Below are 23254 nucleotides of genomic sequence, written 5' to 3'. Positions count from 1 at the left end.
GGTGTCTCTGAGAGTACGCGCCGGATAGTGATGGATGTAGGGGACAGGGAGTCAGGTGTGACGTGTGACGACAGTGCTTCAGGCGTGTGCCGTGTATCCAGCGTCTTCGACGGCTTGAACGAGTGCTGTGGTGTCAGCGTCACCATCGACGCTCGCCTGTTCGGCCTCTCGATCGGCAGTCGCGTCGGTCACGCCGCTCACCTCTCGGAGCGCTTCTTCGACTGTCTGCTCACAGTGGCCACAGGTCATTCCCTCGACGGTGATGGTCGATGACATACACGAATACATACGCTCCCCAGTCTTATGCGGATTTTCCCTTTGAACTAGTGGGTCGTGGGCGCCCCAAAACTTGGAAACTAAGCGTATCCCGCCGAGATGCTTTAGTCATTCGTCGCCGTTTGTACCACTATGCGCGACCTCGACGAAACCGACCTCGAGATTCTCCAGCTATTGATGTCGAACGCTCGTCGCCCGTACAGTGACATCGCTGATGCCGTCGGTCTCTCGGCACCGGCGGTATCGGATCGGGTGGCGAGACTGCAGGAGATGGGCATCATCAACCGATTCACGCTTGACGTCGATCACTCACACCTCCGGAAGGGCATTCCTGTGTTGCTGACACTGGACATCTCCTCTGACGGTACAGATATCGCATCACTCAAAGATGTCCTGCTCAACGAGGGAGCGGTCGAACACGTATTTACCACCGCTGAAGCCGATCTGGTCGTCTATGCGCGAGTCCCGGACAATGACGTTGCGAGCTGGCTCGACGATACACTCGAAGATGGAGCGGTCGCAGATTTCGGAGTGACGCTCCTAGCAGGCGCTGACTGGTCGCCGGATCTGGGCGGGACGGAGTTCGCCCTCACCTGTGCCCAATGTGGGAATACGGTCGATACCGAGGGGACAGCTGCTCGTATCGACGGGGAGTTGTATCAATTCTGTTGTCCATCGTGTGAATCCCGATTCGAGGAGAAATACGAACAGCTTCAGCAAGGAGCTGATTGATGAAGGAAGTCTGCTAGTCTGGTTTGGATTCGAAATTTCACATGCCCATTTCCCGAACATATGAAAGGGCAAACCGATTGAACAAGGGGACCGTATGAGTATGTAATGAGTCAGCGCCGAAGCCAAATCAACATCCAAGGGATGAGTTGCGCGAACTGTTCGCAGACCATCGCCGACGCCGTCAGGTCCCTCGATGGCGTCTCGGACGCGAACATCAATTTCGCGACCGACGAGGGAAGCGTCGAATACGATCCGGACGAAATCTCACTCGGCCGAATCTTCGATGCCATCGAGGACGCTGGCTACTCGCCGGTCACAGATTCGGTGAGCATCGGCATCACGGACATGACGTGTGCGAACTGCTCGGAGACAGTGCAGGACGCACTCAAGCGGACGCCGGGCGTCGTCAGCGCCGACGTGAACTTCGCGACCGACGAGGCACAGGTCACGTACAACCCAGCTGAAGCGGGTCTCACGGACTTCTACGACGCCATCGAGGACGCCAGCTACTCGCCCGTCCGCGAGGACGCTGAACCGGGAGACGGGTCAGGAGGTGACGTGCGAGAGGCCGCCCGACAGGAGGAGGTCCGTCGGCAACTCCGTCTGACGCTGTTCGGCGCCGTATTGTCCCTGCCACTGCTGGTGTTCATGGTCGACCACCTGCTGGCGCTCGGACTCGTCGGGGACGAACTCCTCGGCCTTCCGTCCGGATGGATCATGTTCGCGCTGGCGACGCCCATCCAACTGGTGCTGGGCTGGCCGTTTTACAAGAACTCCTACAAGGCGCTCGTTACGAACGGCCGCGCCAACATGGACGTCCTGATCGCGTTGGGCTCGACCACCGCGTACGTCTACTCCGTGGCGGTTCTGCTCGCGGTAGTCGCCGGCGGGCTGTACTTCGACACGGCCGCGTTCATCCTCGTGTTCATCACGCTCGGGAACTACCTCGAAGCCCGCTCGAAGGGGCAGGCTGGTGAGGCGCTCCGGAAGCTCTTGGAGATGGAGGCCGAGACGGCCACCGTGGTTGACGAGGAGGGGAACGAGGAAGAAATCCCCCTCGAAGACGTCGACGTCGGCGACCGGATGAAGGTTCGTCCCGGCGAGCAGATTCCGACCGACGGCGTCGTCGTCGACGGCCAGTCGGCGGTCGACGAGTCGATGGTCACCGGCGAGTCGGTCCCCGTCGAGAAGAGCGAGGGCGATGAAGTGGTCGGGTCGACCATCAACGAGAACGGTGTCCTCGTCGTGGAAGCGACGAAGGTCGGAAAGGACACCGCCCTCCAGCAGATCGTTCAGACGGTCAAGGAAGCGCAGTCGCGCCAGCCCGACATTCAGAACCTCGCCGACCGCATCTCGGCCTACTTCGTGCCCGCAGTCATCGCGAACGCCGTCCTCTGGGGCCTCGTCTGGTATCTGTTCCCCGAAGTCCTCGCCGGGGTCGTCGAGTGGCTCCCACTGTGGGGGCTCGTTGCAGGCGGCCCCGTCGCGGCCGGCGGCGTGTCGGTCTTCGAATTCGCTGTCATCGTATTCGCGTCGGCCGTGTTGATCGCCTGTCCCTGCGCACTGGGATTGGCGACCCCAGCCGCAACGATGGTTGGGACGACCATCGGCGCACAGAACGGGGTCCTGTTCAAGGGCGGTGACATCCTTGAGCGAGCGAAGGACGTCGACACGGTCGTCTTCGACAAGACCGGGACTCTCACGAAAGGCGAGATGGAGCTGACCGACGTCGTCGTCTTCGACAGCGATGGACAGCCCGTCACAGACGGCGGGGATCCCGCTACCGATGGGGGCCAGCTAACCGCACAGGAGCGCCTCAGCGAGGACGACGTGCTGCGGCTCGCGGCCACCGCCGAAAGCGGAAGCGAACACCCGCTCGCCCGTGCCATCGTCGACGGTGCCAAAGATCGCGGTATCGACGTGACCGACCCCGATAGCTTCGAGAACGTCCCCGGTCACGGCATCAAAGCGACCGTCGGTGACAGCGAGGTGCTGGTCGGCAATCGGAAACTCCTCCGTGACAATGGAATCGACCCCTCGCCCGCGCAGGAAACGATGGAGCGCCTCGAGAACGAGGGGAAAACAGCCATGCTCGTCGCCTACGAGGACGAACTGGTTGGAGTGGTCGCTGATGCCGACACGATCAAAGAGAGCGCGAAGAACGCCGTGAGCCAACTACAGGAGCGCGGTGTCGACGTGATGATGATCACGGGCGACAACGAGCGCACCGCCCGCGCCGTCGCAGAGCAGGTCGGCATCGCTCCCGAGAACGTCCGTGCGGAGGTCCTCCCGGAGGACAAATCCGACGCCGTCGAGGCCATTCAGGACGAGGGGCGCAAAGCGATGATGGTAGGCGACGGCGTCAACGACGCCCCCGCACTGGCTGTCGCCTACGTCGGGACCGCCATCGGGAGCGGGACGGATGTCGCCATCGAGGCGGCGGACGTGACGCTGATGCGTGACGACCCGCTCGACGTGGTGAAAGCCATCCGTATCTCGGACGCGACGCTCGCGAAGATCAAGCAGAACCTCGTCTGGGCGCTCGGCTACAACACCGCGATGATACCGCTCGCGTCGCTCGGGCTGCTCCAGCCCGTGCTCGCGGCGGGCGCGATGGCGTTCTCGTCGGTGTCGGTGCTGTCGAACAGCCTGCTATTCCGGCGGTACACGCCGGATCACGATTACGAGCTGCTCGGCCGACTCCGCTAATCAACCAACTCAGAGCCATCATGTCCACCGCATCCCGCCAAATGGTTCGGACGTATCTCGTCAAGGCAGTCAGTGCCGAGCCTACTTCTCTCCGGGCTGGTGAACTCACCAGCAATCTCGACGGCCCACTCACGGCCGTCGCACAGCAGCTGGGTCGACTCCAAGAGGACATCATCGGCGTGTCCCTCGAACACTGGGGCCGGTCGAAGAACGCCACGCGGCATATCGAGGCGATTGACTCATGAATGCGACCAACACGATAACGCGTCAGTACGGTGCAGCGATCGCGCTCGTCTCCGGCCTATACTCGCTGATCTCCGCGACGGGTGGCACTGATATGATGGGGTCGAACAGCGGCCTCCTCATGACCGTTCTCGGTATCATCGTTGTGATTCACGGTGTGGTCTTGCTGACGCCCTACGCCAGCAGGCTCGGAAACGCGAGCGGGCCGCTGATGATCGGGTACTCGCTGGTGATGTTGCTCAATCAGGGCCTCGTCGGTACGACTGGAAGCATGAACTGGGGGATGGGCGGAGGCATGGGTTCCGGTATGGACAGCGGGATGGGATCTGGCATGACTGCTGGGATGGGCTGGGATCTCGGCATGGTCGCGCTCGCCGTCCTGATGTTAATCAGTGGTGTCATAATGACGAGTCGACGCGATACCGAAGCCGGAATGTGAATATGCGGTCAGCGTTCGAATGAGGTGTGGTACCTCGATTTGTTACAAATCTGACTCACACGCTGTCAGCCGAGAAGATATCCTGCCCAGGGATACCGTTCGATCAGCGGAACGCCACCAATCGCGTATTGTTTCATCAGCGGGGTTCTTCGTAGTGTCCGGAGAAGACGGCTCTCTGGAGAGGGGAGGCTATTCCTCAGTGAGTAACCGACGGAGCACCAGATGAAGGATTCCGCCATTTTCGACGTATCGAACGGCTGCAGGCGTCCCAACCTGTGGCGTAACCGGGAATTCGACGGTCGAGCCATCGGCACGTTCTGCGACGACGGTGAGATCGTCGTTCACGTCGAGGCCGTCGTCGAGTCCGTGAATCGCGACCCGTTCAGAGCCGTCGATGCCGAGCGACTCCCAGGAGTCGCCGTCGGCGAACTGAAGCGGGAGGACACCCATGCCGACGAGGTTGTCACGGAAGATGCGCTCGTAGCTCTCCGCGATGGTTGCGCGAACACCCAAGAGATCAGTCCCCTTCGCGGCCCAATCGCGGCTCGACCCGGTGCCGAGTTCCTCGCCGGCGAACACGACCAGCGGCGTGTCGTCCTCGCGATAGCGGCGGCTCGCTTCGAAGACGGTCGTCTGTTCCCCCGTCGACTGGTGAATCGTGTAACCACCCTCGACATCGTCGAGCATCTCGTTCTCGATGCGAACGTTGGCGAAGGTGCCACGCATCATCACCTCGTGGTTGCCCCGGCGAGCGCCGTACGTGTTGAAATCGTGGGGTTCGACGCCCTGTTCAACGAGCCACTCCCCGGCCGGTTGATCGCGAGAGAACGGTCCCGCTGGGCTGATGTGGTCGGTCGTGACCGTATCACCGAGCAGCATCAGCGTGCGGGCGTCTTCGACGTCTGCGACGCCGGGCTTCTCCAGCGGGAAATCCCTGAAGAACGGCGGTTCGCGGATGTACGTCGAGGAGTCGTCCCACTCGTAGACGTCACCGGTCGGTGCGTCGAGCGCCGCCCAGCGCTCGTCACCTTCGAACACTTCGGCGTACTTCTCTTCGAACATCGAGGAATCGACGCTGTCGTGGACCGCCGCGTGGATCTCGTCGGCGCCGGGCCAGATGTCTGAGAGGTAGACCGGATTGCCGTCGTCGTCGGTGCCGAGCGGATCGTGTTCGAGATCGATATCCATGCGCCCGGCGAGTCCGTAGGCGACCACGAGCGGCGGACTGGCGAGGTAGTTCGCCCGAATTTTCGGGTGGATTCGTGCCTCGAAGTTCCGGTTGCCGGAGAGGACGCTCGTCGTCCAGAGGTCCTCGGCGTCGATCGCGCGTTCGATCGGCTCGGGAAGCGGCCCAGCATTTCCGATGCAGGTCGTACAGCCGTAGCCGACGACGTTGTAGCCGAGGTCTTCCAGATAGGGGAGTAGTCCCGAGGCTTCGAGGTATTCGGTGACGACCCGACTGCCCGGTGCAAGACTCGTTTTGACGTACGCCGGGACTTCGAGCCCTCGTTCGACAGCGTTGCGGGCGAGCAGCCCTGCCGCGAGCATCACGGACGGGTTCGACGTGTTCGTACAGCTGGTGATGGCGCTGACGACGACACTACCGTGCCCGATCTCGGTCGACTCGCCGTTCACGTCGACTTCGACTCGTTCAGTGAGATCGCCGACGTCCGGTTCCGGAAGATCGGGGTCGGGTCGGTCGTCGTCGGAACCGCTGCTCTCGCTGATCCATCGTGTGATCGCATCTTCGTCGATATCGTCGAGTTCGTCCTCGAATTCGCCGTGGACCAGTCCCCGGAAGTGCGTCTTCATGTCGCCCATCGGGACGCGATCCTGGGGGCGTTTCGGCCCGGCGAGGCTGGGAGTGATCGTCGAGAGGTCGAGTTCGACCGTCGCGGTGTACTCGGGGTTCTGTTCACCGAACAGCCCCTGTGCGTCGAGATATTCGCGAACGAGTTCGATGTGCTGCTCGTCGCGGCCCGTGAGTTCGAGGTACTCGAGCGTTGCTTCGTCGACGGGGAACATACTGATGGTCGAGCCCTGTTCGGGCGCCATGTTCGCGATAGTCGCCCTGTCTGGAACGGTGAGATTCGATACACCAGGGCCGAAGAATTCGACGAACCGGTCGACGACGCCGACCTCCCGAAGCTGCTCAGTAACATGAAGGACGAGGTCGGTTGCGGTCGCTCCCTCGGGAAGTTCGCCGGTGAGCCGGACCCCGACCACTTCGGGGAGCTTCATCGTGATCGGCTGGCCGAGCATCGCGGCTTCAGCTTCGATGCCGCCGACACCCCAGCCGACGACCCCGATGCCGCCGATCATCGGCGTGTGGCTGTCCGTCCCCACGAGCGTGTCCGGCAGGAGCCACTCTTCCCCATTCTGCTCGCGGGCGTGGACAACCCGCCCGAGGTACTCGAGGTTCACCTGGTGGACGATTCCAGTCCCCGGCGGGACGACGCGGAAGTCGTCGAACGCCTGTTGGGCCCACTTGAGGGAACGGTACCGCTCGCCGTTGCGCTCGTACTCCAATTCGACGTTGCGCTCGTAGGCGTCCTCGGAGCCGAAGTAGTCGACCTGCACGCTGTGGTCGATCACGAGGTCGCACGGGACGTCCGGCTCGATGATGGTTGGATCCTTGCCCTTGCGATCGACCGCTGATCGGAGTGCTGCGAGGTCGACCACGGCAGGGACGCCGGTGAGGTCCTGCAGGACGACGCGGGAGGGCGTGAACGGGAGTTCGACGTCTGGGACGTCGGGTTCCCACGACGCGGCGTTGCGAACGTCCTCGGCGGTTATCGTCTCCCCGTCGACGTTGCGGAGAACGGACTCGAGGAGAACGCGGATACTGACGGGGACCTGATCGAGTTCGCAGAGCCCCTCCTCTTCGAGGACTGTGAGGTCGGCCATCTTGTAGGAGGTGCCGTCGAACTCGAATTCGCGAATTGCGTCGAATGGAGATGGTTCGTTCATACCTTGTCCTACGGTGACGTGGCTCTTGAATCGTCTCCCCCATGGACGGGGTGACGATGTGGACGGTCACATCTATCGGTTGAAATGTGAATGTCGGTGTACATAAGTCGGTTGACAACTGATTCTACTACGAACTCGTCCCCGGCGGCTTCGATTTCTCAGGTGCCGCTGATTCGATGCGGTCCTTGAAGAAGACGAGTTCCTTGTTCGTGTGATCGTAGAGTTTCGCCTTCCCATCGAGAGCGGTCGTGAACACCCATTTCAGCGCCCGTCCCCGTCGATTGTTCGGGAAGTCCATCCAGACGGCATGTGACATCCGAGTCCCGTCTTCAGTCTCTTCGAGTCGGATGGTCCCTCCTTCGGGAATCCGAACGGTGACGAGTCCTCGAAGGAGCGGGTAGTACGCAGTCCCCGTCCAGACCGCCACGTTGGGATGGTCGATATACTGGAATCGGCCATGCAGGTCGGCGTACATCCCGGCGACCTCTTCGGCCTGGTGGAACGTTGCGCCCTCTCGGGGACGGTTATCGGGCGTGTCGTATTCGAGCCCATAGTGTTCCTCGGGGTTCGACGCCGTCCAATGGACTGGGTCGGTTACGTACTCCCAGATCTCCTCGGACGATGCGTCGATGACGATTTCGGCTTTGTCGGTGACGTACATGGATTGACTCCCTGATTTATGATGCGAAGCCGTTGTAGAGCCACGCGAAGGCGTACATCAAGACGAAGCTGATCACCGCTGCCTCGACCATGCCCGCCACTGTCCCGACGACGGTCGGTTCGAAGAACAGGTGCCACTGCTCCATCGCTTCGACTGCGCCCTCGTAGACGCCGATCGCTCCGAACACACCAAGGAGGAGCATCGCGACGGCAGAGACGACTGCTGCTGCGCCCGCCAGTGCCAACGAATCGAGGTGCATCACGTTGGTCGTGGAGTCCATTTCGTACCCGTCTTGGTTTGTGGTAGCAGTGCTCATAACTAGAGATACGCTCTACTCCTTCAATCGGGTTTCTCTTACAATTCGAAAGGGAGCGATCCCTTGGTAACACGGAGCAAGAATATCGTGTGGGAAACAGCGGTATAACCCCCATATCTGTGTGGCCGGTCCGTCGGAAGACCAAGGAGCAACCACCGACTGGAATCAGTGACACGCAAAAATTGATGAGCACGAACGCCGCCCTCGAACGGTTGACCACATCTAATAGCAGGAGTCACCTTTGAAAGCAAGATTTACTCCGCCCACTCCCCCGGTTTCTTAAGAACAAATAACAAAACAGATGGCTGCGATAGTCTAGATATGCAAGCCGCCCTCGTTGACGGAATCCTCGAGTCGTTGCGGATCGGCGTCGGCTTCCTCTGGACGGCGGCCTGGGCGATCATCATGGGGCTCGTCATCACGAGCCTCGTTCAGGTTTACGTCTCGAAAGAGCGGATGGCCAACGTACTCGGAGAGGGGAATCTGAGTGGCCTCACGAAAGCAACCGTATTCGGCGCGGCAAGTAGTGGGTGTAGCTTCGGCGCGGTCGCCATTGGGAAGGGGCTGTTCAAGAAGGGAGCGCACACGGTGAACTTCTTCGCGTTCATGTTCGCCTCGACGAACCTCATCGTCGAACTCGGGCTGATGATCCTCATCCTCCTCGGCTGGGAGTTTCTGGTTGCAGAACTCCTTGGCGGCGTCATTCTCATCGCCGTGATGGCGGTCCTCGTTCATCTGACGCTCCCAGAGAACCTCTTCGAGCAAGTGCGGGAGGAACTGAATCAACGCGACCACGATCAAGGGATTACTGAGGACCCGACCTGCGGGATGGAAGGCAAAGACGAGTACTCGCTGGTGACTGACGGGGGCGAGACTCTGGAGTTCTGTTCAGAAGGTTGCATGGAAACCTACCAGCAGGAAGCCGCAAGTAGCGGCGGGTGGCGCGACGAACTCCGCTCGTGGGGCGGGTGGTACAAAGTCGGGAATCAGTATCGCAAGGAGTGGTCGATGATCTGGACGGACATCATCGCGGGCTTTCTCATTTCGGGGTTTGTCATCGTCTTCGTTCCGCAGTGGGTCTGGAACACGCTCTTCCTCCAGGGCGATGGATTGTTGGTGAGCGCAGAGAACGCCATCATGGGTGTCGCGATCGCCGTCATCAGCTTCGTCGGGAGCATGGGGAACGTTCCCTTTGCGGTTGCGCTCTGGGGCGGCGGCATCAGCTTCGCCGGCGTCATCGCGTTCGTCTACGCCGATCTCATCACCATCCCCGTCCTGAACGTCTACCGGAAGTACTACGGCTGGAAGGTGATGCTGTACATCCTCGGTATCTTCTTCGTGACGATGGCGTTCACAGGCTTTCTCATGGAGGAACTGTTCAGCGCTCTCGGTATCGTCCCGAATCTCGCTGGCGGGGAGACAGCCTCCGAACAGACGTACTTCAAACTTAACTACACGTTTTACCTCAACATCGTCGCGTTCGCGCTCTCTGGCTTTCTCCTCTACGTCTACCGACGTGGACTCGGTTCACCCGGCCAGTACCGCGACCCCGTCTGTGGGATGCGAACCGACGATAGCGGGCCGAGTCTCACCCACGACGGCGAGACGTACTACTTCTGTTCGGATCAATGTAAGCGATCGTTCGAGAAGCACCCCTCCAAATTTGCACAGCAACACCCACAGGTTTCAGGATTGGGAGGTTCCCAGAACCATGAACATCACTGACCGCTATGTCTCGATAACAAGTATCGCGGCTAGGCAGCCCCGGGTATTGCGTTGGACAATCAAAACTGGTACACTGATGTCTCGCGAACTCTCATCCATGAGCAGGTATTTCGGTGGATCGAGGTGGGAGAAATGAATCGACGGCGAGCAGATACAGTAGTCGGTGGCTTGGTCGCCGCCGTCCTCGTCGTCGGCGGTGTGCTCAGCTGGCAAGCATATCAGCAACAGCAGGCCTTCGACCAGATGGGATCGATGATGGGCACGTCGATGGGGTCCGTTCACGGAACGAATCCACTCTGGTACGTCCTCGGAACCTTCCTCGTCTCGGCTGTCATCGGTGGGGGGTATCTCGTGATTCGGGATGAGATCACCAGCATAGACGTAACCGACCGCTCACAGAATGAAATGGCGAATCCGACCGATCCGGAGGGTGACGAATCGCCGGAGGGAACCACCCAACCAGACGGGGCTATCAATCCAGAGTCTCAGCCACAGGCTCGTGTGTTAGACCTCTTGCCGGATGATGAACGCCGTATCCTCGAACCAGTCATCTCCTCGCCCGGCATCACACAGATCGAAGTACGGGATCGCTCTGACTTTTCGAAGAGCAAGGTGAGCCAGACGGTGAGCGCTCTCGAGAAACGCGGCCTCCTGTACCGCGAGCGCCAAGGGCGGACGTATCGCATCTACCCGAGCGACGACTTACAACAGAGACAGGCGAACTAGCAATCGCTACTGCAGATCCAGAACTGTTTGGAACCGTGGTCGTGGGTGCTTGCACTGGAGATGAGCGACATTCGTGTATCACCGTCCACACCAGGAGGCCAATCCTCGACTCCCAGAAAAGGAAGGCTATGACCCCTACAACGCTCTCCCGTCGCCGTATAATTGGATCGAGTTCCATCGCGGCCGTTGGCTTCTCAGGCTGTCTGAGCCCAGGCCATCAGAACCTCGCGTTCCCGCACGATGTGCCCGCACTCTTCGACGCCTTCTGGCGACCAGACATGGGATGACCCCGCAAGGGCAAGCAGGCCGATGAACTAGAAGGGCCTCGTACGGTGACGTCCAATGTCACTTGCAGAAACAGTCTCCAAGATCGATCATCTGAGCGAGGAAGAGCGCGAGTGCATCGAGATCTGTAACGAAGCCACTGAGGTCTGTGAGTGGTGTGCCGACGAGTGCCTCGGCGACGAGGAGATGGAAGAGTGTGCTCGGCTCTGTCGCGACGTCGCGGACATCGCGTCGCTGCACGCCAGATTCATGGCTCGCAACTCCAACTACAGTACGCAATTGGCCGAAGCCTGCGCCGGTGCCTGTGAGGAGTGTGCCGAAGAATGTGAGCGTCATGATGCCGATCACTGCCAGGTCTGTGCCGAGGTCCTCACGGAATGCGCCGAGAGCTGTCGGAACATGATGAGTGCCTAACCGACGCCCGAATAGCGCACGAATTAGCACCGTTGCGACGCTGTTTTTTGGCTACAACCGCTGTATCGAGGGGACCCGAAATCCTCGCACAGAGGACAGCCGAACGCGGTTAGAGTTCCGGAACCGACGTGAACAGCAGGACGACCGCGTTCACGGTCAATAGCCCCAGTACGACCCACTGGAAGATGCGTTCGGGGATGTTGTCGAAGATGTACACGCCGATCCAAGAGCCGACGAACACCATCGGAATGGCGACGGCAGCCTCGATCATCAGCGGCATCGTCACGTCTCCCGTGTAGGTTAGACTCCCGAGGCGATACAGCATGAGCGTCCCGAAGAAGGCGGTGAACGTGGCCTTCATCTCCTCGTCGCTCCAGAACCCGCTCGCCGACATGAAGGCCCCGTAGACGATCATCGGCGGGCCGGGAACGGCGACGGCGCCGCCGAAGACTCCGGCGAGCAGCCCGGCCGTCGCGCCAATTATCTTCCCCGGTCGGTAGTCCTTCTCCTCGATCCAGTCCGTAACGACATCGAGTTGCTGGGTCGCACCGACGACGATGACAGCCAGCACGAGAACTGCCCCGATGGCGACGCGCATCTGTGCCGCGTCGAACCCACTGAACACGTAGATACCGAGCGGCATCCCGACGACGAGCCCAGCGACAGGGACAATCCACTTCTCCCAGTCGAACGCGTCCCGGACGCTCCACCAGACGCGGGCGTTGGCCACCACCGCCGTCGCCGTGAAGATGATCGACGCGCTCGAGGGCGACCGAAACAGCGGCATTATACCCATCGACACCTGTGCGAAGCCGAACCCAGCAATACCGTGAACGGCGGCCGCGAAGAGGATGACGACTGCAGACATCCCCGTCGTTACCCAGTTAGCTGTCATCGAGACCACCTCGACGTTCGAACAAGCGCGTACATCTCTGCTCGGCCAATACTACGGCCTTCTCCCTTAGGCAAGTTCTCCCTAATAAGTGTAAGGCCAGTGTCTCACTCATCCTTCGCACCTGCCACTAGAACGCACTACGAGATTGTTTTGCAAACCGAACTCGACCGGTCTAGGCTTTCAATCGACTATGTAGCCGATAGCGAACCTATACGTAGTTTTGTGCGGTCTTTCGAATTTCAACCACAACTTATGAACAGCCAACGGTCGTATCTACAGTCGCGTCACGATGAACCAGGACGAGACATCCGTCGGCGAGTGGCAATCCCTAGACGGTGACCCTGCGCGTGACAGCGCAGGCGACCCAGACGTCGTCTTCGCGCACGTCAGCGACCTCCACGGACAGCTCACGCCACGCCACCAGGTCTACTACGACAACCCAACGTCGAAACCGAACTTCGAGTTCAGAAACGACGACCGCATCATCAAGCGCGGTGGCGGGGTTCCCCTGCTCGCGGCCAAACTGGACGAACTCCGCGAGGACGACGAGGTCTGTACCCTGATGAGTGGTGATACGTTCCATGGCTCCGCCGTAACCACTTACACCGACGGGCGGGCAATGCTTGAGCCCATCAACGAGCACGTCGCGCCCGACGTCTATGTCCCCGGGAACTGGGATTACTCGAACGAGGCCGCCGAGGACGGCAACTTCGTGGAACTGATGGACGAACTCGACGCCATGGTCCTCGCGAACAACCTCTACGACTGGGAGACTGACAAGCGGCTGTACGACGCGTACAGCATCCTCGAGGTCGGTGGACTCTCTGTAGGCGTCGTCGGCATGACGAACGTCTACGTCGACCGGATGGCTCCTTCGTTCTGGGAAGGGAAGTACCGCTTCGGGAAGCATCCCGCGCTCCTCGAAGAGTCCGCACAGGCCGCCCGCGATGACGGCGCGGATGTCGTAGTCGCAGTCACCGAAATCGGCCTGCCGTGGATGGTCCAGGCTGCGAAAGACTGTGCGAGCGTGGACGTGATGTTCAGCGCGCACACCCACGAGTATACGTACGAACCTATCGTCGTCGAGGAGACCGAAACCGTGGTCGTCGAGTCCGGCATGGGCGAAGCGCTCGGCCGTGTCGACCTCCGAATTCGAGACGGGGAGATACAGTTCAGACACCACCTCTACTGCCTCACCGAGGACGGCGAGTACACGCCGGACCCGGACGCCGATGTACAGGAAACCGTCGAGTCGGTGCGTGCACCGTTCTTCGAAGAAAATCCAGAATTCGAGCGTGGAGCCGGCACGCTCGAACGCCCCCTGGATACGACCGTCGGGCAGACGGACACGCCGCTCTACCGGCAGTCGTTCCTCGAAAGCGCCTGGAACACGCTGTTCAATGACGCACTTCAGGCACACTTCGACACCGACCTCGCCGTCTCACACGGGTTCCGGTACGGGACCGCTATCCCACCCGGCGAGATCACGCTCGGCGAACTGTACACGTTCTTCCCGATGACGACGCCCGTCGCCTGCGGCGTCGCCTACGGCCAGCAACTCACGAGCCACATGGAGGAGTTCCTCGAGGACAACTTCACGCCGTACCCCTACGACCAGGAGGACGGCCGCGTCCGAAATTTCTCCTCGAATGTCGAGGTGACCGTCGACCCGACCGCCAAGGGGGGCCGTCGCCTCGTCGAGATGCGAATCGACGGCGAGCTGGTCGACCCGGAGGAGACGTACTCGGTGGCGACGTTCCGCCGTCCTGGCGACCCAGAACGTGACCTCGGCAACTGCGGGTTCCCGTTCCAGGACGTCGAGGTCGACGACGGGACGATACCTGTCGACGTCATCGTCGAGTACCTCGAAGAGCACTCACCAGTCGACTATGAGGTGATGGGGCTGGTCGAGACTGCAGACGACGGCGGTCGGGCACAGAACACGCCCGCCGACGGGCCGTATCCGTTCATCCAACCGGGCGTCGACTACCGGGACGGAGAGGCCTACTGCGAGACATCCATGATTCCCCGTGGGAACGCTTTCCCCGAAGAAGGGCGTAATCGAACGCGCTAGATAGCGACGGTACTCGCGACGGATCCAACGAACGGCGAACGGACACTATACAGGTGAGATACGATGGTCAAGAACATTACCGCGGAACAACTCGCGGACAAGATCGACGCCGACGAACAGTTCACGCTCATCGATGTGCGTCCCGAAGACAGCTTCGAGGCCTGGCACGTACGCGACGCAACTAACGTTCCGTATGACCCTGACGAGGGGTTGAGCGAGGACCAACTCGATGAGGTGAACGCACTGGTCGACGGCCAGCCGGTCGTCGCTATCTGCGGGAAGGGTTTGACGTCGACGCCGTTCGCGTTCGACCTCGACGAGCGCGGGTACGACGACGTCTCCGTCGTCACAGGCAGCATGGAGGAGTGGAGCAAACTCTACGAGGCCGTCCCCATCGAGACAGCCAGCGACGACCTCGTCGTTCGGCAGGTCCAGCGGCGGGCGAAGGGCTGTCTCGGCTACGTCGTCGGCTCGAAGGAGGCGGGAGAAGCCGTCGTGGTCGACGCAACCAGACAGACCAACCAGTTCAAAGTCGCCGCCCAGGACGCCGGGTTCTCGATCACACGCGTGCTCGATACGCACGTCCACGCCGACCATATCTCAGGCAGTCCGGCCCTCGCCGACGAGATCGGCGTGCCCTACCACCTCGGCGAAGCAGCCAGAGAGCGCGATGTCGAGTACGAGTACGAACCGCTATCGGATAGAGAAGTCATCGAAGTCGGCGACGTCGAGATCGAGGCGCTCCACACCCCCGGCCACACCTCGGAGATGATGAACTACCTCCTCGACGGGGAACTCCTGCTGACGGGCGACACGCTGTTCGTCGACTCCGTCGGACGGACGGAACTCCAATTCGGGGAGGACGATGCCTCGCGTGGAGCGGAACTGCTGCACGACTCGCTCCACGAGACGATCCTCGACCTCCCGGACGACACGACGATTCTGCCGGGCCACCTCACCGTCACGAGCGACGGGCGCTACGAGAACGGCTCGCCCGGCGAACCCCTCGATGCCCGACTCGGCAATCTACGCGAGAAACTCGACTTCCTCGGGCTCGACCGCGAAGCGTTCATCGAGCGATTAACCGAGGATGCCCCGGAGAAGCCCCCGAACTACGAGACAGTTATCGCCATCAACACCGGCAAAGAGACCGTCGACGACGAGGGCGAGGCGACAGAACTTGAACTGGGTCCGAACAACTGTGCCGCATAGAGAACAACGGTCGCTCTCGCGCCGCAGGCTCCTCCAACTGACAGGGGCAACCACCCTGGGAGCGCTCGCGGGTTGTGCCGGCCAGTTCCCGGACACCGACGATGGTGAAGGTCGTGAGGTGACGCCACGCTCGACAGTGACGGCCGAGCCAGATACATCCGTCAGCCTCACTGCAGCGTCCGGGACGATTCGACCAGCGCCCGATACATCGACGGCTAACTGGATGTACGAGGGTCAATTTCCGGGGCCGGAGCTACGCGTTCAGGAGGGCGACGTGCTCAGCGTCGAACTGACCAACGACCTCCAGGAGGAGACGACGATTCACTGGCACGGGGTCCCGGTTCCGAATCCGGTCGATGGCGTGCCGAACGTGACGCAAGAGCCGATCGCTTCCGGCGACACGTTCACGTACACCTTCCGTGCCGAACCCGCCGGGACGTACTTCTATCACAGCCACGTCGGACTCCAACTCGACCGGGGATTGCTGGGGCCACTGATCGTCGAAGAATCCGACCCACACGTCGAGTACGACCGCGAGTACGTCGTCATCGTCGATGATTACCTCTCCGGAGAGCCCCGTCTTCCGTCCGACAGCAATGGTGGGATGGGTGGCGGTGGTGGAATGGGTGGGGGAGGCGGGATGATGGGCGACATTCGGCCGCCATACGAGGGACTTCTGATCAACGGTCGACTGCCCGAGGACCCCCAGACGTTCGACGTAGCTGAGGGCGATCGGATTCGCTTCCGGTTCGTGAATGCTTCCAGCGCGACGGTCTTCGGGGTGCGGATCGCCGGCCACGAGATGACGGTGACCCATGCCGATGGCCAGCCCGTCGAACCCGTCGACGCAGACTCGTTCGTCTTCGGAGCCGGCGAGCGGTACGACGTCGTGGTCGAAGCGACGAATCCGGGAAGGTGGTTCGTTCAGGCGGACGCACTTGACGGGAACGAACCACCAGCTAGAGCCGTCGTCGAGTACGAATCCACAGGTGGTTCGGGCACCCCCCAGACCCCATCGTCCTCGAGTAACCGATTGCAGTACGGCGACCTTCGAGCACTCTCCTCGCTCGACGGTGTGAGCGACGATCCCGACCGGACGTTCGACTTGACGCTGTCTCGCGGCAGGGGTGAGTACGTGTGGACGATTGACGGACAGACCTATCCGGATGCCGATCCACTAAATATTCGACCCGGGGAACACGTCCGGATTCGGATGACCAATCAGAGCCCGGTCGTTCACCCGATGCACCTTCACGGCCACTTCTTTCAGGTCGGTAACGCAGTCAAAGACACCGTCATCGTCCCCGGACATAGAGGGCAGGTGACGATCGACTTCCACGCGGACAATCCCGGCCGGTGGTTATTCCACTGCCACAACCTCTACCATCTCGATGCAGGAATGGCGCGTGTCGTGAGATACGTCGAGTAACTCGGTTGAAGCCCTGGTTTCCGATCGTTCAGGCTATCGTTCCTGTGGCCTTGGTCCTGTCTGGGAGAAGGGTTGAGTGCCAACCCGGCGAATTCGAGCCGGAGGAACGTTTCTTGTTATGAAAAACGGTTAGATCGTCTTATACACGTTCTCGAACGTTCTCCTGAGTGGATTCACACCCACGTCGATAACTCCCGAGCAGTCCTACGAGTAACCGAGGAGAAAGACAATGACCAACTTCAAACTCGGCCGCTGGCTGCTCGTGGCGCTCGCGATCGTTGGACTCGCGTTCGCCGCTCCCGTGGTCAGCGCACACGGCACCGACACGGCTGCTGACGACGCGCCCACTGACAACGCTACCGCTGATGACTGGGCGGCCTGGATGGAGGCGCAGATGACCGAGCACATGGGCCCTGGTAGCGTCGAGTGGATGGAATCGCACATGGGTGTGACCGTCGACGAGATGGCCCAGGACATGGCTGACGAGGAATACCACAATGGGGCTAACGATGACTACAACGGCGGGATGTACGGGCAGGGCCACTGCTGATAGGCCCTGACCGTTTCGATCGCTTCGACCGAACACCACGATTCACCAACTCAAGATAATGACGCAATTCACCACTCACATCGGACGCACTGCTCGTCGACTCGCGATCATCGCGGTCCCGCTGCTGGTCGCGGCGACTGGAACGGCTGCTGCCCATGGTGGTGGGAGCTACGGCGGCGGCATGATGGGCGGCGGCTGGGGTCTCTTCGGCGGAGCGATGGGGCTCTGGGGACTCCTCTGGATGGCCCTCATCATCGGTCTGTCCATCTACATCGGCTATGCGCTCCTCAACCGAGGATCCGACGGGAACGATGCGCAGTCGCTGTCGGTTCTCCGTGAGCGCTACGCCCGTGGTGAGCTCTCGGACGATGAATTCGATCGACGGCGAAAACAGCTCGAACGTACCGGATGATCGGATCCAGTGCTGTTCCAGCCAACACATTACACTCCCAACGCCCGTCGTTGTGGCACCCAACCGTTAACCCCGTGGACGGGGTATGATATTCCATGGAATACACAATACAGACTTCAGTCACCGGTGAGTTCGACGACGTCGTCGACACGACGATTGCTGCGCTCGAAGACGAAGGATTCGGCGTCCTCTGTGACATCGATATCCAGGCGACGCTCAAGGAGAAACTCGGCGAAGAGTTCCGTCAGTACCGCATTCTCGGTGCATGCAATCCCCCGCTGGCATACGAAGGACTGACCGAAGAAATCGAACTCGGCGCACTCCTCCCGTGTAACGTCATCGTCTACGGAACCGACGACGGCGAGGTCATGGTGAGTGCCGTCGATCCGCAACAATTAGTCGGTATCGCGGACAACGATGCACTCGATTCCATCGCGACCGAGGTCAACGAGCGTTTCGAGCGTGTTCTCTCTGCAGTCACCGACGAACTAGGCTCCAAGTCGGAGGCCTGATCTCGATGTCTTCATCGAACCAGCTCGACACCACGACCATCGTCCTCCTGATCCTCGGAGCGATCATCTTGCTTCCGTTGCTCACAATGGGGATGGGATTCGGCGGGATGATGGGGTACGGTGGGATGATGGGTCAGTATGGCGGTACTGGTGGATGGTGGCCGCTCGTCGGGATGCTCGTCCCGCTCATCTTCCTCCTCATCCTCCTCGGCGGGGGCTACCTCATCTTCCGGCGCATGAACGAAACGCAGACATCTCGAAATCCCGCGATGGAGGAACTCCGCACGGCATACGCTCGTGGGGACCTCACTGACGAAGAGTTCGAAGCCCGCCGTGAGAGACTCGAACGGTCGGAGTAATCGTCTCGACCACCAACTCCCGCGTTACCCACGTCCGCTTCCCTTGGATTCTGAAATCTGTGACCCTCACAGCTTTCGGATGTGAACAGAAATGTGCTAAAGGCACAAGACCATACTAGCTACTATGACGGAAGTACTCCTCTTCACGCAGGAGACGTGCGGGGCGTGCGCAACGCAACGAGAGAAAAACGAAGGCATCGAAGATGCGTATCCGGATGTCGAATTTCGCGAGGTCGACATCCAGATCGATCTGGAGACGGCCGAGGAGTACGGCGTCCGAAAGACACCAACGACGCTCGTGTATGCGAACGGGGAGCGGACTGACGAGTTCATCGGCATCGTCGGCCGGGGCGAACTGGAGGCAGCTATCGAACGTGCAGACCAGCAATCGACCGGACTCACGTAACGGCTCGCCAGCATCATCCGCGGATAACAGCAGTAAAACAACAATGATGACGGACTACAGTAGACGCCAGTTCCTAGGAGCACTCGGTGCCGGCACAGTCGCAAGTGCGGGACTCACCCAGCCAGTCGCCGCACAGGAGACGCCCGTCGTCGAGATGGGGAACAACTACTTCGACCCAATCGGACTCCACGTCGAACCCGGCACGACCGTTCGCTTCGAGCTAGCGGCCGGAGCACACTCGGCGACCGCCTACGAGAATCGGATTCCATCCGACGCCAGCGCATTCGACAGCGGGACCATCTCGTCGGGATCCTTCGAGTACACGTTCGAAGAGCCAGGCACGTACGACTACTACTGCATCCCGCACAAGTCGGTCGGGATGGTCGGTCGCATCGTCGTCGGCAGCCCCGGCGGGCCAGCCGAATCGAGTCCGATACCGGACGGCGACGTGCCCGAGAGCGACGCGATCGTCGAACAGGGTGCAATAGCGTATGGGTCCAGCACCGGCGGTGGCGGGAACTCCGGTGGCGGAATGATGGGTCCAGGGATGATGAACGGCCGAAGCGATGGCTGGTTCAGCGGGCTGCCGTTCGTCGGCGGGGCACTCGGAATGCTGGGGCTGGTTGCCGGACTACTCTACTGGGCACTGGGTCGAGATGATGCACCTCCCGAGAGCGACGATTCCGCGATGGAAACCCTCCAACGGCGTTACGCACGAGGCGAGATCGACGAAGCGGAGTTCCAACGACGCCGCGAGCGATTGGTGCAGAATCAAGAGAACTGAACCTGTCTGGGTCTGCGCGTGTGGAAGTCCCGACGCTCATCGAGTACAAGCCAGTCTCCAATCTCGATGTGGGACGACCCGTGCCGAAATCAGGTGTCAATAGCAGAGATGCATGGGCACAGCGATTTATCTCGATAGCCACCGTACGTTCTACGAACCATGGTCCAGTGCTACATCTGTGAATCACAGTGTACCAGCGACGACGAGGTGTTCGTCTGCGAGCACTGCGGGATCTCCTGCCACCGGCACTGTATGGAGGAATACGACACCGATGTCTGCCCGAAGTGTGTCGGCGAGCCGATGATCGGAGCGATCGAGTTCTAGTAGCTCCGTCTCACGCCTACACCGCGGACAGCCCGGAATCGAAGTAGATGGATGGTCGACTGGCGAAATACGTTTTTGACTCGTGCCCGTAGCGCAGGTATGTCTACGACCGTCGAACTCCCCGACGCCGAAGAGACCTGTGCGTACTGCGGGTCGCGTATCTTCGACCACGACCCGATCTGTGTACGTGACTGTAACGACGATTGTGGCTCACCAATGTACTTCTGTAACTATGCCTGTCTCTCGACCTATGTGGACGAAAACGACCTGACGACGGGCAACGCGTGCGGGTGGTCGCCCGACGAAAACGACTGCTGCTGAGTGGAATCATATCTGTGAAGACACGAAGCAACGTATCGGCCGTCCCCTAAGTCAGGAGACATCACTGGAGCAGTACTGGCGGCTGACCAACTTTATGGACGCAGTCGACGAACTTCCCTAGTGGTTCACTATGTCCACAGAGCGCACGTCCGACGGCTTGCTCCGCATCGTCCTGATCGTCCTGGCGGTAATCGTCCTTTTCCCGCTGTTGATGATGGTGTTCGCGATGCCGATGATGGGCATGATGGGCTGGTGGTGGGGCGGCGGGATGGCTGGCGGTCTCTCGCCGCTGTGGGGTATCGGGATGATGCTCGTCTGGCTCGTCGTCCTCGTCGGTATCGGCTATCTCCTCTATCGCGGCCTCGTCGGCGGTGTCGGATCATCGCTGACCGGCGACAGGGCACTCGAGGAACTCCGAGTGGCGTACGCTCGCGGTGAGCTCTCCGACGAGGAGTTCGAGGAACGCCGCGCGAAACTCAGCCGCGAGGAGTCGCAATAGCACGATCATGTCTCCAACAGTACAGCGGCGGAAGTTCCTGACCGCGCTTGGAGCTGGCATCGCAGGTCTCTCTGGCTGCGTCGGAAATCTCCCTGGCAGTGGCGACGGCGTCGACAGGACGATATACATCGGAGCCTACCACTGGGGCTTCATCATCGTTGATGAATCCGGCGAGGAACAGGAGCGTGTCAGCCTGCAACGGAACGATGTTCTTCGCGTCGTTTCGTTCAACACGCTCTCGAGTCAAGCCCTGCAATCCATTCCATCGTTGATCCGCGAGGCCCTTCCCGACCACGAGACACTCGAAGAACGAAACGAGGAACGTATCCCGCCCCCGGCCGACGGCGACTTTCACGAACTGCTGGAGGAGGCGAACGAGCAGTATCCCGACCACACCCTCGCGATCATGCCATCCGGACAGGTTCACATGGGTGGTGGCATGATGATGCACCCGGTTGCGCTCCCGCAGAGTGCCACCAGACCTGTTGATCGTCAACTCGGTGCGACACGACGTGGTGATTACACGCTGAGTTGCCTGACCTACTGCGGTTACGGCCACCCCTACATGGAGATCGACGGCGGCATTGTCGTCACGTGAGCGCTGGTCACTGCCACGAATCGACGGTCAACTGCTTCCAGTACTATCGTCGGACGAACCCCCGAACTGCCTCGCTTGCTCAATCCAAGACGTCACTCGTGATTCGCTGAGACCGAGTCGGTCAGCAAGCTGGACTGGGTCTGCGGCTACGAGTTGCGTCACCGTCGTGATCCCTGCGTCGTGGAGACGCTCCTCATACGTCGGACCGATCCCGTCGAGCGTCTGCAGCGACTGATCGTGGTCAGCCTCCGCTTCAGCCTCACCTCGGCTGACCGTGGCCGACTCCTCAATCTGTGTTACCGACCGCTCACGGAACCACGTCGCGACACGAGGCCACAACTCCGCGTGAGCCTTCCCTGAGACGGCCATCCCGACATGGCCGGTCGGGAATTCGTAGATGTCGGTGTCCTCACTCGGAATAACCTCGGTGAAGGGCTTGCTCGCGTCAGGCGGGATGAGATGGTCGAACGAGCCAATGATCTGTAACACCGGCATCGTGAGATTTCCGATGTCGACAGGGGTTCCGTCCAGTACCAGTTCGTTCTGGTAGAGTGCGTTCTTCTGGTAAATGTCTTCAATGAACTGGCGGTAGGCTTCTCCCGCGACGTCAACCCCATCGCGCACCCAGCGTTCCATACGGCCGAAGTTCTCGACGGCGGTCCTGTCATCGAGATTGTCGAACAGAATCGTGTACTTGCCGAGGTACGTATCGACGGGGTTCATCTGGGCGAACCCCGTCGCGAGAAACTCCGCTGGGACGTTTCCGTACGTCTCGGTAATCGCTTCTGGATCGAAGTACTCCTCGCTTCCCCATTGTTCGAGGATACCACCCGTATCGTCGAAACAAAGGCCCGTCGCCATGAGCCCGAGATTGGCGACCTTCTCCGGATGGAGAGCCGCGTACATCGTGCTCAGCGTCCCGCCCATGCAGTAGCCGAGGATGTTGATGGCGTCAGTGCCAGTTCGCTCACGGACGACGTCGGCGCAGTTATCGATATACCGCTTCACGTAGTCGCCCAGCGTCAGCGATGCGTCAAGTTGGGACGGTTCGCCCCAGTCGATGAGATAGACGTCGAAGCCGTCCTCAAGGAATCGCCGAACTACGCTCTTGTCGGGCTGGAGGTCGAGAATGTAGGGACGGTTGATCAACGCATAGACGACGAGGAGGGGCGTGTTGTGCGGGTCGTCTGTGAGTGGCTCGTAGTGGAGGAGATTGAGTTTGTTCTCGGAGTAGATGACCTCACTCGGAGTCTTCCCGACCTCGACAGAGGCGAGATCTTCGAGCCGATTCGGAAGAAGGCACATCTTCTCGGCGGTTTCCATTCCCTGGGTAAGCAATCTGCGGTGAGTCTTCAATGGGGCTGTGAACGGATTCATGGTCTT

Annotated in this window: 26 protein-coding genes; 20 read left to right on the top strand and 6 right to left on the bottom strand. The window is 60.5% G+C overall.

What is annotated here, in order from left to right:
* Positions 1 to 78 precede the first annotated feature (78 nt).
* On the bottom strand, positions 79 to 276 hold the full coding sequence (locus tag NGM10_RS17445) for a heavy-metal-associated domain-containing protein (RefSeq protein WP_253484976.1): 198 nt from the start codon (positions 274 to 276) through the stop codon (positions 79 to 81).
* Between the two features lie 132 nt (positions 277 to 408).
* On the opposite strand from NGM10_RS17445, the gene NGM10_RS17440 reads away from it, so the two are divergent.
* The 4 genes from NGM10_RS17440 (at position 409) to NGM10_RS17430 (ending at position 4399) form a co-directional block, all read left to right on the top strand.
* A complete protein-coding gene (locus NGM10_RS17440; RefSeq protein WP_253484974.1) occupies positions 409 to 1008 on the top strand; it encodes an AsnC family transcriptional regulator in 600 nt (199 codons plus the stop codon).
* A 105-nt stretch (positions 1009 to 1113) separates the two neighbouring features.
* Positions 1114 to 3717 carry a heavy metal translocating P-type ATPase gene (locus tag NGM10_RS17435; protein ID WP_253484972.1) on the top strand — a complete coding sequence of 868 codons (2604 nt, stop codon included), beginning with the start codon at positions 1114 to 1116 and terminating at the stop codon, positions 3715 to 3717.
* A gap of 20 nt (positions 3718 to 3737) precedes the next feature.
* The gene (locus tag NGM10_RS18435) at positions 3738 to 3962 is read left to right on the top strand and encodes a DUF7123 family protein (RefSeq protein WP_497007322.1); all 225 of its coding nucleotides are present in this window, start codon (positions 3738 to 3740) and stop codon (positions 3960 to 3962) included.
* Positions 3959 to 4399, top strand: coding sequence for a hypothetical protein (locus NGM10_RS17430; RefSeq protein WP_253484969.1), 441 nt, complete (start codon positions 3959 to 3961; stop codon positions 4397 to 4399). The genes NGM10_RS18435 and NGM10_RS17430 overlap by 4 nt, the downstream gene beginning before the upstream one ends.
* A gap of 189 nt (positions 4400 to 4588) precedes the next feature.
* Here the strand turns inward: NGM10_RS17430 and acnA are convergent, their stop codons facing one another.
* The 3 genes from acnA to NGM10_RS17415 form a co-directional block, all read right to left on the bottom strand.
* Positions 4589 to 7369, bottom strand: coding sequence for an aconitate hydratase AcnA (gene acnA, locus NGM10_RS17425; protein WP_253484966.1), 2781 nt, complete (start codon positions 7367 to 7369; stop codon positions 4589 to 4591).
* A 127-nt stretch (positions 7370 to 7496) separates the two neighbouring features.
* The gene (locus NGM10_RS17420) at positions 7497 to 8030 is read right to left on the bottom strand and encodes an SRPBCC family protein (RefSeq protein ID WP_253484963.1); all 534 of its coding nucleotides are present in this window, start codon (positions 8028 to 8030) and stop codon (positions 7497 to 7499) included.
* Between the two features lie 16 nt (positions 8031 to 8046).
* Positions 8047 to 8310, bottom strand: coding sequence for a hypothetical protein (locus NGM10_RS17415; protein ID WP_253484961.1), 264 nt, complete (start codon positions 8308 to 8310; stop codon positions 8047 to 8049).
* Between the two features lie 357 nt (positions 8311 to 8667).
* Between NGM10_RS17415 and NGM10_RS17410 the strand changes: the two genes are divergently transcribed.
* From NGM10_RS17410 to NGM10_RS17400, 3 genes are all read left to right on the top strand, one after another.
* A complete protein-coding gene (locus tag NGM10_RS17410) occupies positions 8668 to 10071 on the top strand; it encodes a permease (protein WP_253484958.1) in 1404 nt (467 codons plus the stop codon).
* 132 nt (positions 10072 to 10203) lie between these two features.
* Entirely contained in the window at positions 10204 to 10797 is a 594-nt protein-coding gene (locus tag NGM10_RS17405) for a helix-turn-helix transcriptional regulator (protein WP_253484955.1), read from the top strand.
* A 342-nt stretch (positions 10798 to 11139) separates the two neighbouring features.
* Positions 11140 to 11496, top strand: a complete 357-nt coding sequence (locus NGM10_RS17400; protein WP_253484953.1) for a four-helix bundle copper-binding protein — start codon at positions 11140 to 11142, stop codon at positions 11494 to 11496.
* 109 nt (positions 11497 to 11605) lie between these two features.
* Here the strand turns inward: NGM10_RS17400 and NGM10_RS17395 are convergent, their stop codons facing one another.
* The gene (locus NGM10_RS17395) at positions 11606 to 12391 is read right to left on the bottom strand and encodes a sulfite exporter TauE/SafE family protein (RefSeq protein ID WP_253484951.1); all 786 of its coding nucleotides are present in this window, start codon (positions 12389 to 12391) and stop codon (positions 11606 to 11608) included.
* A gap of 289 nt (positions 12392 to 12680) precedes the next feature.
* Between NGM10_RS17395 and NGM10_RS17390 the strand changes: the two genes are divergently transcribed.
* The 13 genes from NGM10_RS17390 to NGM10_RS17330 all read left to right on the top strand — a co-directional run bounded on the left by NGM10_RS17390 (position 12681) and on the right by NGM10_RS17330 (position 21871).
* Positions 12681 to 14465 (top strand): 5'-nucleotidase C-terminal domain-containing protein, encoded by a 1785-nt coding sequence (locus NGM10_RS17390; protein ID WP_253484949.1) that lies wholly within the window; start codon positions 12681 to 12683, stop codon positions 14463 to 14465.
* A gap of 63 nt (positions 14466 to 14528) precedes the next feature.
* A complete protein-coding gene (locus tag NGM10_RS17385) occupies positions 14529 to 15677 on the top strand; it encodes an MBL fold metallo-hydrolase (RefSeq protein ID WP_253484947.1) in 1149 nt (382 codons plus the stop codon).
* Positions 15667 to 17106: a multicopper oxidase family protein gene (locus NGM10_RS17380; RefSeq protein WP_253485023.1), complete on the top strand. Its 1440-nt coding sequence runs from the start codon at positions 15667 to 15669 to the stop codon at positions 17104 to 17106. Before NGM10_RS17385 ends, NGM10_RS17380 begins: the two co-directional genes overlap by 11 nt.
* Before the next feature lie 229 nt (positions 17107 to 17335).
* A complete protein-coding gene (locus tag NGM10_RS17375) occupies positions 17336 to 17656 on the top strand; it encodes a hypothetical protein (protein ID WP_253484945.1) in 321 nt (106 codons plus the stop codon).
* Between the two features lie 58 nt (positions 17657 to 17714).
* Positions 17715 to 18068 (top strand): SHOCT domain-containing protein, encoded by a 354-nt coding sequence (locus NGM10_RS17370; protein ID WP_253484943.1) that lies wholly within the window; start codon positions 17715 to 17717, stop codon positions 18066 to 18068.
* Between the two features lie 95 nt (positions 18069 to 18163).
* Positions 18164 to 18580: a DUF302 domain-containing protein gene (locus tag NGM10_RS17365; protein ID WP_253484941.1), complete on the top strand. Its 417-nt coding sequence runs from the start codon at positions 18164 to 18166 to the stop codon at positions 18578 to 18580.
* A 5-nt stretch (positions 18581 to 18585) separates the two neighbouring features.
* Positions 18586 to 18939, top strand: a complete 354-nt coding sequence (locus NGM10_RS17360) for an SHOCT domain-containing protein (RefSeq protein WP_253484939.1) — start codon at positions 18586 to 18588, stop codon at positions 18937 to 18939.
* A 124-nt stretch (positions 18940 to 19063) separates the two neighbouring features.
* A complete protein-coding gene (locus NGM10_RS17355) occupies positions 19064 to 19345 on the top strand; it encodes a thioredoxin family protein (RefSeq protein ID WP_253484937.1) in 282 nt (93 codons plus the stop codon).
* 43 nt (positions 19346 to 19388) lie between these two features.
* Positions 19389 to 20129 carry a plastocyanin/azurin family copper-binding protein gene (locus tag NGM10_RS17350; RefSeq protein WP_253484935.1) on the top strand — a complete coding sequence of 247 codons (741 nt, stop codon included), beginning with the start codon at positions 19389 to 19391 and terminating at the stop codon, positions 20127 to 20129.
* Between the two features lie 159 nt (positions 20130 to 20288).
* Positions 20289 to 20453: a hypothetical protein gene (locus tag NGM10_RS17345; RefSeq protein ID WP_253484934.1), complete on the top strand. Its 165-nt coding sequence runs from the start codon at positions 20289 to 20291 to the stop codon at positions 20451 to 20453.
* A 99-nt stretch (positions 20454 to 20552) separates the two neighbouring features.
* Complete coding sequence (locus NGM10_RS17340; RefSeq protein ID WP_253484932.1) at positions 20553 to 20774, top strand: hypothetical protein; 222 nt, start codon at positions 20553 to 20555, stop codon at positions 20772 to 20774.
* Between the two features lie 130 nt (positions 20775 to 20904).
* Complete coding sequence (locus NGM10_RS17335; protein ID WP_253484930.1) at positions 20905 to 21273, top strand: SHOCT domain-containing protein; 369 nt, start codon at positions 20905 to 20907, stop codon at positions 21271 to 21273.
* A 7-nt stretch (positions 21274 to 21280) separates the two neighbouring features.
* A complete protein-coding gene (locus NGM10_RS17330) occupies positions 21281 to 21871 on the top strand; it encodes a cupredoxin domain-containing protein (protein WP_253484928.1) in 591 nt (196 codons plus the stop codon).
* A 27-nt stretch (positions 21872 to 21898) separates the two neighbouring features.
* On the opposite strand, the gene phaC is transcribed toward NGM10_RS17330, so the two are convergent.
* Positions 21899 to 23248 carry a class III poly(R)-hydroxyalkanoic acid synthase subunit PhaC gene (phaC, locus tag NGM10_RS17325; RefSeq protein ID WP_438267179.1) on the bottom strand — a complete coding sequence of 450 codons (1350 nt, stop codon included), beginning with the start codon at positions 23246 to 23248 and terminating at the stop codon, positions 21899 to 21901.
* Positions 23249 to 23254: the final 6 nt, after the last annotated feature.

It is taken from the genome of Halorussus salilacus (assembly GCF_024138125.1).
GTDB classification, from domain to species: domain Archaea; phylum Halobacteriota; class Halobacteria; order Halobacteriales; family Haladaptataceae; genus Halorussus; species Halorussus salilacus.
This window is presented reverse-complemented; position numbering and strand designations above follow the sequence as displayed.

Excerpts from the sequence above, each read along its gene's own strand:
- NGM10_RS17370 (WP_253484943.1), top strand. The coding sequence starts at position 17,715 with ATGACGCAATTCACCACTCACATCGGACGCACTGCTCGTCGACTCGCG.
- NGM10_RS17355 (WP_253484937.1), top strand. The coding sequence starts at position 19,064 with ATGACGGAAGTACTCCTCTTCACGCAGGAGACGTGCGGGGCGTGCGCA.
- NGM10_RS17445 (WP_253484976.1), bottom strand. The coding sequence starts at position 276 with ATGTCATCGACCATCACCGTCGAGGGAATGACCTGTGGCCACTGTGAG.
- NGM10_RS17395 (WP_253484951.1), bottom strand. The coding sequence starts at position 12,391 with ATGACAGCTAACTGGGTAACGACGGGGATGTCTGCAGTCGTCATCCTC.
- NGM10_RS17340 (WP_253484932.1), top strand. The coding sequence starts at position 20,553 with ATGTCTACGACCGTCGAACTCCCCGACGCCGAAGAGACCTGTGCGTAC.
- NGM10_RS17400 (WP_253484953.1), top strand. The coding sequence starts at position 11,140 with ATGTCACTTGCAGAAACAGTCTCCAAGATCGATCATCTGAGCGAGGAA.
- NGM10_RS17360 (WP_253484939.1), top strand. The coding sequence starts at position 18,586 with ATGTCTTCATCGAACCAGCTCGACACCACGACCATCGTCCTCCTGATC.
- NGM10_RS17405 (WP_253484955.1), top strand. The coding sequence starts at position 10,204 with ATGAATCGACGGCGAGCAGATACAGTAGTCGGTGGCTTGGTCGCCGCC.
- phaC (WP_438267179.1), bottom strand. The coding sequence starts at position 23,248 with ATGAATCCGTTCACAGCCCCATTGAAGACTCACCGCAGATTGCTTACC.
- NGM10_RS17335 (WP_253484930.1), top strand. The coding sequence starts at position 20,905 with ATGTCCACAGAGCGCACGTCCGACGGCTTGCTCCGCATCGTCCTGATC.
- NGM10_RS17375 (WP_253484945.1), top strand. The coding sequence starts at position 17,336 with ATGACCAACTTCAAACTCGGCCGCTGGCTGCTCGTGGCGCTCGCGATC.
- acnA (WP_253484966.1), bottom strand. The coding sequence starts at position 7,369 with ATGAACGAACCATCTCCATTCGACGCAATTCGCGAATTCGAGTTCGAC.
- NGM10_RS17415 (WP_253484961.1), bottom strand. The coding sequence starts at position 8,310 with ATGGACTCCACGACCAACGTGATGCACCTCGATTCGTTGGCACTGGCG.
- NGM10_RS17435 (WP_253484972.1), top strand. The coding sequence starts at position 1,114 with ATGAGTCAGCGCCGAAGCCAAATCAACATCCAAGGGATGAGTTGCGCG.
- NGM10_RS17365 (WP_253484941.1), top strand. The coding sequence starts at position 18,164 with ATGGAATACACAATACAGACTTCAGTCACCGGTGAGTTCGACGACGTC.
- NGM10_RS17440 (WP_253484974.1), top strand. The coding sequence starts at position 409 with ATGCGCGACCTCGACGAAACCGACCTCGAGATTCTCCAGCTATTGATG.
- NGM10_RS17350 (WP_253484935.1), top strand. The coding sequence starts at position 19,389 with ATGATGACGGACTACAGTAGACGCCAGTTCCTAGGAGCACTCGGTGCC.
- NGM10_RS17410 (WP_253484958.1), top strand. The coding sequence starts at position 8,668 with ATGCAAGCCGCCCTCGTTGACGGAATCCTCGAGTCGTTGCGGATCGGC.
- NGM10_RS17390 (WP_253484949.1), top strand. The coding sequence starts at position 12,681 with ATGAACCAGGACGAGACATCCGTCGGCGAGTGGCAATCCCTAGACGGT.
- NGM10_RS17430 (WP_253484969.1), top strand. The coding sequence starts at position 3,959 with ATGAATGCGACCAACACGATAACGCGTCAGTACGGTGCAGCGATCGCG.
- NGM10_RS17330 (WP_253484928.1), top strand. The coding sequence starts at position 21,281 with ATGTCTCCAACAGTACAGCGGCGGAAGTTCCTGACCGCGCTTGGAGCT.
- NGM10_RS18435 (WP_497007322.1), top strand. The coding sequence starts at position 3,738 with ATGTCCACCGCATCCCGCCAAATGGTTCGGACGTATCTCGTCAAGGCA.
- NGM10_RS17420 (WP_253484963.1), bottom strand. The coding sequence starts at position 8,030 with ATGTACGTCACCGACAAAGCCGAAATCGTCATCGACGCATCGTCCGAG.
- NGM10_RS17385 (WP_253484947.1), top strand. The coding sequence starts at position 14,529 with ATGGTCAAGAACATTACCGCGGAACAACTCGCGGACAAGATCGACGCC.
- NGM10_RS17345 (WP_253484934.1), top strand. The coding sequence starts at position 20,289 with ATGGTCCAGTGCTACATCTGTGAATCACAGTGTACCAGCGACGACGAG.